Here is a 6,020-nt window from a genome sequence, read left to right on the forward strand (position 1 = left end):
CAGTCCCCTTACCTAAAGTAGCCTCGATCTCTGAAAGCAATAAAGCCAATCTCTTTTCAAACTCTTGTTTTGCTTGTTTTCGCTCTTCAAAGTGCATTGTGCTTTATTCCTCCGTGAGCCCTAACGCCTTGTTAAGGTGTGAGGCACGTAATACTGAAGCCTCTGCATACCACCTTAATCACTAAACCTACCGCATAGTAAAAATGCCACGCGTGCCGAATCACCCTTGAACAATTTGTTAGGCAAATTTTAAAGATATGCGCCGACTACTGACATGCAGTGCTGAACCGTGTTCTCTTTTTCACCGACTGGCGCGACATAATGAATTGCCGATTCAGCATCCGCCCTACTCGACAACTTACTAATAACCCACGCAGCTAAGTACTTTGATGACAAACAACCACCTGCTGTTGCAAGATTACCATTAGCATAAAATGGCTGCTCTAGAACGGTCACTCCTGATTCGACAACCCAAGGTTTCGTTGTTAAATCGGTACAAGCTGGTATTTGATGCAGTAAGCCAAGCACAGACATGAGCAAAGTACCTGAACATTGCCCACCAATTAACTGAGTTTCAGGGTTTAGCTTTAACCTTGAAAGTATATCTCTATCTTGAGCAATATCGTACGTTAGTACACCGCTACCAAACAATACAACGTTGGCTTGATTCGCAAACTCTAGAGGCTGTTGAGATTGAATTGTAACTCCGTTCATTGAAGTGACGTACTGAGATGGACTCGTTATTTGCACGTTCCAACCTGCGTCTTTCATTCGGTTTAAAATTCCCGCTGCTATAAATGAATCAAGTTCATTAAATCCGTCAAATGTTAGTACTGCGATATCCATATCTACTCCTATTTGCCTAACGCCTTGTTAAGGTGTGAGGCACGCAATACCTAAGCTTCCGCATAACACCTTAACCACCAAACCTAACGCATAGTAAAAATGCCACACGTGCCGAATCACTCTTGAACAATTTGTTAGCATACTTTTTCAACGCTCATAGATCTTTAAGTGATTCTCTTAGTTTATCCATAGTTTGAATTCCAAGTTCACTACTAACCCAACCATACTGGTCGCCATGGAACCGAGGGAAAATATGCAAATGGTAATGGTCGAGCTCGTTGAAATGAGGCGCCTCTCCGTTGTTTTGCATAAAGCCAATACCATCGGGATTGAACTTAGCTTCTATACGCTTATATAAATCTCTTGCGACGTCGATGATCTCTAAAAACACAGACTCGGGCAAGTCAATGAAAGTGCGGTATTGAGTCTTGGGACAAATTAAAATATGTCCAAAGTTGATTGGGTCATGATCTGCAAAAGCTATAACTTGGTCAGATTCGTACACGATGACCGAGTCAATTTCACGATTAACAATTTGTTCGACTATCGTAGTCATCTGAACTCCTATCAAAGTATGCTAACGCCGCATTAAGGGGTGAACAACGCCACCACCCTACCTAAACCATTGTGCCGTAAACACTAAAGCCAATTCAAACCAAAACTGCCAAGCGTTGTGAATCCCTCTTGAATGCTTTGTTAGTTGCCAGACCCAAGGCTAGGTTCTGGAGTTTATTACCGCTTTGCCAACACTATTTTTATGTGTTTTTAAAAACTAAAATCAGGCGCAGTTTCAAAGCGTTTGTCACTGAAACCACATGGAACTAGCAACGCCGTAGAAAGCTGCCTGAAAAGCACCAAAAAGACCTTTTGGAAAGGCAATGCCACAAAGCTGAATTTCAACGAGTAAATTAGCGCCTGAAACGGCAAAACAAAGCCACAATATTAAAAATCGAACGCAACTTCAGCACACCACACCCAGACACAAAACTGAGCAGATTTGCACAATTCATTAGCCTTAAACTTTCTGCTTTAGCTGCGTTTTTACCACTGGCAACTAACACCCTGTTAAGGGGTGAGCAACGCAATACCGAAGCCGCCGTATACCACCTTAAACACTAAAACCAACGCATGGTGAAAATGCCACGCGTTGCGAATCCCTCTTGAACAGTTTGTTATGTGCGTGCTTACGTTATGCACCAAACTGCTTTATACGCTTGGCACCAATAAAAAACCGATACTTACTTTGTTGAAGTAAGTCTAAATGGCGCTCAAACTTGGGTAAGCCATTGGACAAAGACAGATGGTAGACGAGTCCATTACCGGCGTACACTCCAACGTGTGCTCCGTATGAGTCAGCAGAGTCGTTGTACAACATGATATCTAGCGGCTTAAACTCAGTGACCACCTCACTGAACTCTGAGTCATTCCACAGTTCACTAGAACGGTAGTTAGGTGGATTTAGACCGAAGTCACTGAGCAGATTATACGCAAAGACCTGACAGTTAGCTCCAAGCGTTAAGTCGGAATCATCTTTGCAACCTGGAATGCGGGATGAAACGTATCTTACATTTTTGAATCTATCGGGAATATCCATGTCCATTTTCTCCCAAAGCACATAACGCCGCATTAAGGTGTGAGCAACGCCACTACAAAACTTAACCATACCACCGTAAACACAAAACCCAACGATGACACTAAAAATGCCATGCGTTGGGAATCACTCTTAAATGCCTTGTTAGCTGATGAAGCTCACCATGAGCACTTCATTGATACTACTCATCGGCACAAAGTCTGGGTAACCAATTTCAATTCTTGGTACCACTTTTAGTGAGTATGCTTTTTCCTGCTCCCAAGCCGTCCAAGACTGTAGACTTGAGTATGCATCCTCTGAAAGAACTAACACAGCCATTTCTGCATGCTTTTGAGCGATGTTAGTTGGAATACACTTGTACAAGTGATGATACACTTTTTTATCGCCTAAATTGCGATAATCGAAAAACGACACGCAAGATCGTAAACGAAAGAAACCGTTTGAATTTCCAAACACCGAACTTCGTGAGCCATCTAAATTGGCGAGCAGCCCACCGGAAGACAATATAGATTTATAATTCTCTAGAGTAGTGGCATGAAAAACTGACCCGCTCATTTTACTAACGAAGTCTTCAAAATCATCGACTTTCAAATTACGAACTAACATATTACTCTCATCAGCTAACGCCGCGTTAAGGGGCAGCAACGCGCTACCACCAAACTTCAATTTACCACCGTAAACACAAATACCAAGACTTGAGCTAAACTCGCCACGCGTTGACTGTCCCTCTTGAACGCCTTGTTAGCTTATTTCCTGCAAGACATTGTATACCAAAAAACTGTCCCTACTACGCCATGAAGTATGAACTTGAGACATACCACTGAGCCGAATTTACAGGTTTGAGCTTTGAATTACCTTGAACTAGACCAAAACCGCCGAGCGTGGAGACTCACGGAACTTCACACACAAAAGCTGACATTTGAATTGCTGATTTCACGCGAGGACTTTGTCATTTACACCTAACGAGGCGATGCTTGAATTTGCACCACCTTGATATCAAACCGATAACCGATACAGCTTAGTTAGGAACGAAACGAGTACAAGATAAAACATTGCCTGAGCACGATATTTCGGTTTAGTTCGGAGCTAAACAATTGCTATAAGATTCTGATTTTTAGAGAGTAAGCTAACGCCGCGTTAAGGGGTGAACAACGCCACCACCTAGCCAAAACCATTGTGCCGTAAACACTAAAGCTGAATCAAACTGAAAATGCCAAGCGTTGAGAATCCCTCTTAAACGCTTTGTTAGGGTACATTTTGCTTGACCAATGCGGCAAAAGGCATATTATTACATTTAAGCGGTTATCCGCGAGGTGTCAGGCAAAGGTAGTAAAGATAAAAGAATAAAGAATCAAAGACTAAACTTAAAAATACTCAAAGCTAATTAATAAACTAAACTACTGAAACTAAAAAAGTCAACAATATACTAAATAAACGAAATCAAGACTAAATAAATTAAAGCTAACTAAAATACGAATCTAAAACTTAAAATACTCAAAGCTAATTAAACACACTAAAAATATACTTATAGAACTTAAAGCTAATAAAAACTAATGATAAACCTGTAAGCCTGATAGTCACTAACCCTCACAAAGGTGTTGGCTATGAAAATAAGTTTTAGTATTTCCGCAGCATTTCGTGCTTGGTTTCTAAAATTTGAGTTTGGTTTAGACAAAAGTAAGTCGAAGCCAAACGACGAACAAGAAGCTTAATTGAGAAAGCCCACAACTGACACTGTGGGCTTTTTTGTGCCTGTACCCTAACGCCCTGTTAAGGTGTGAGCAACGCAATACCGAAGCCCCCGCATACCACCTTAAACACTAAACGCAACGCATAGCAAAAATGCCAAGCGTTGCGAATCACTCTTAAACAGATTGTTAGGTGACAGCTATAACACCTACGATACTATAAAAACAAAGTTTGAAACGACTGTTCTCGTTTAATAGACATCAAGCTAGAGGACAGTGAGGCAAGCATTGCCTCATGCACGAAATCCCCCATGCTTATACGTTTGACGCCCAGAGCTTTAAGTTCTGGAAAACTAGGTAATTCAGGAATACACATTACATTTATTGGTAGCGACGTGCTTGCTACAACAGTTTCAATATCATTAACTTCTCTAATACATGGTAGAAAAATTCCATCAGCGCCAGATTGTTGGTACCTATTAATTCTCTCAATACTCTCAGCTAGAGGTTCCCTAACATTTAGCAAGAATGCATCGCTCCGGACATTAATGAATACTTCAATATCAGCTTCCGCGAGTAAGCCCCTAACTTGCTTTAGCGTTTTCTCAAATAGTGCAACATCACATAGCTGTCTTTGACCTTCTATTACAATACTATCTTCTATGTTTATGCCAACGACACCGACTTTCACCAATTCGATAATATTCTTCACTATGAGTTCTGGTGTATCTCCAAAACCTGATTCAATATCAACTGTCAAAGGCAGATTAGTTGAGCTATCAATTGCTTTTACAATTGACAATAAATCATTGAACTCAATGTTTTCTCCATCATCTTTTCCAAGATTACTCGCAATTGCAGCACTAGAAGTACCGATAGCTAAAAAACCTACTTTCTCTGCGACCTTCGCACTAGGCACATCCCAAACATTACAAATAACTAGTGGTTCTTCCGCTCTATGCATACTCTTAAACATGTCTGAAACTCCTATATAGATTTGGAACTAATAATTTCAGACCGATGCTAGCAATTGACATATGATAGAGCTCGCCAATTCCGGAACTGAATAACAAATATTGATTCACAACTCGCTGTCACATAACGCCGCGTTAAGTAGTGAGCAACGCTACCACCTAACCTAAACCATTACACCGTAAACACTAAAGCTCGACTTGAACTAAAAATGCCGAGCGTTGCGAATCTGCCTTAAACGCTTTGTTATACCGCTACTTACAGGCTACCCAATACCTAGCCACTGGCTCTGGAAAAACTTTACCCATAACCACTTTTTCAAACTTGCCACCATTAGATTCTATAACCTTACGCGATGCAATATTGTCTTCATCTGCTGTAATAAGTGCCTCAGAAATACCCAAAATTTTGGCTTTTGGTAACGCTAACTTGAGCATCAATTTACCATGACCAATTCCGCGGTGCGAAGGAGCAATATCATAGCCAATATGGCCTGCCTCTAAAGCTAGAAACTCGTTGTTGATATTATGACGAATACGAATAGCGCCCAAAATATTTCGATTGCCGTCGACAAACCAAAAATGATTACATGGCACATAGCCATCAGGTAAATTTAAACCCTGGGCTTCATCTTGAAGCTGCTGGACATATCGCGTGAAATCTGAGACTCCGTTACGGTAATATTCCGCATTCTCTACATCATTTTTAGCAAAATCTTGATAAAACACCGAAAACTCGGATTCAAATTCTAACGAGGGTAAAACTAATTCCATGTTTGATTTTTCTCCTTGCGGTATAACGCCCTGTTAAGGTGTGAGCAACGTAATACAAAGCTACCGCACACCACCTTAAACACAAAACGCAACGCATAGCAAAAATGCCAAGCGTTGCGAATCACTCTTAAACAGATTGTTAGGCTGGTA

Annotated in this window: 6 protein-coding genes; all 6 read right to left on the reverse strand. The window is 41.0% G+C overall.

Features of this window, described 5'->3' with window-relative positions; all coding sequences use genetic code 11:
- Positions 1-249 precede the first annotated feature (249 nt).
- Positions 250-846 carry a DJ-1/PfpI family protein gene (locus L3V37_RS23460; protein ID WP_237307276.1) on the reverse strand — a complete coding sequence of 199 codons (597 nt, stop codon included), beginning with the start codon at positions 844-846 and terminating at the stop codon, positions 250-252.
- Between the two features lie 154 nt (positions 847-1,000).
- Complete coding sequence (locus tag L3V37_RS23470; RefSeq protein ID WP_237307278.1) at positions 1,001-1,402, reverse strand: HIT family protein; 402 nt, start codon at positions 1,400-1,402, stop codon at positions 1,001-1,003.
- Positions 1,403-2,035: 633 nt separating this feature from the next.
- Positions 2,036-2,440, reverse strand: a complete 405-nt coding sequence (locus L3V37_RS23480; protein WP_237307280.1) for a hydrolase — start codon at positions 2,438-2,440, stop codon at positions 2,036-2,038.
- Positions 2,441-2,581: 141 nt separating this feature from the next.
- Positions 2,582-3,043, reverse strand: a complete 462-nt coding sequence (locus tag L3V37_RS23485; RefSeq protein WP_237307281.1) for a hypothetical protein — start codon at positions 3,041-3,043, stop codon at positions 2,582-2,584.
- 1,299 nt (positions 3,044-4,342) lie between these two features.
- Positions 4,343-5,101 carry an isocitrate lyase/phosphoenolpyruvate mutase family protein gene (locus tag L3V37_RS23495; protein WP_237307282.1) on the reverse strand — a complete coding sequence of 253 codons (759 nt, stop codon included), beginning with the start codon at positions 5,099-5,101 and terminating at the stop codon, positions 4,343-4,345.
- A gap of 250 nt (positions 5,102-5,351) precedes the next feature.
- The gene (locus L3V37_RS23500) at positions 5,352-5,870 is read right to left on the reverse strand and encodes a GNAT family N-acetyltransferase (RefSeq protein ID WP_237307284.1); all 519 of its coding nucleotides are present in this window, start codon (positions 5,868-5,870) and stop codon (positions 5,352-5,354) included.
- Positions 5,871-6,020 lie beyond the last annotated feature (150 nt).

The sequence above is a fragment of the Vibrio sp. D54 genome (assembly GCF_021728075.1).
GTDB classification, from domain to species: domain Bacteria; phylum Pseudomonadota; class Gammaproteobacteria; order Enterobacterales; family Vibrionaceae; genus Vibrio; species Vibrio alginolyticus.

Excerpts from the sequence above, each read along its gene's own strand:
- L3V37_RS23495 (WP_237307282.1), bottom strand. The coding sequence starts at position 5,101 with ATGTTTAAGAGTATGCATAGAGCGGAAGAACCACTAGTTATTTGTAAT.
- L3V37_RS23460 (WP_237307276.1), bottom strand. The coding sequence starts at position 846 with ATGGATATCGCAGTACTAACATTTGACGGATTTAATGAACTTGATTCA.
- L3V37_RS23485 (WP_237307281.1), bottom strand. The coding sequence starts at position 3,043 with ATGTTAGTTCGTAATTTGAAAGTCGATGATTTTGAAGACTTCGTTAGT.
- L3V37_RS23480 (WP_237307280.1), bottom strand. The coding sequence starts at position 2,440 with ATGGATATTCCCGATAGATTCAAAAATGTAAGATACGTTTCATCCCGC.
- L3V37_RS23500 (WP_237307284.1), bottom strand. The coding sequence starts at position 5,870 with ATGGAATTAGTTTTACCCTCGTTAGAATTTGAATCCGAGTTTTCGGTG.
- L3V37_RS23470 (WP_237307278.1), bottom strand. The coding sequence starts at position 1,402 with ATGACTACGATAGTCGAACAAATTGTTAATCGTGAAATTGACTCGGTC.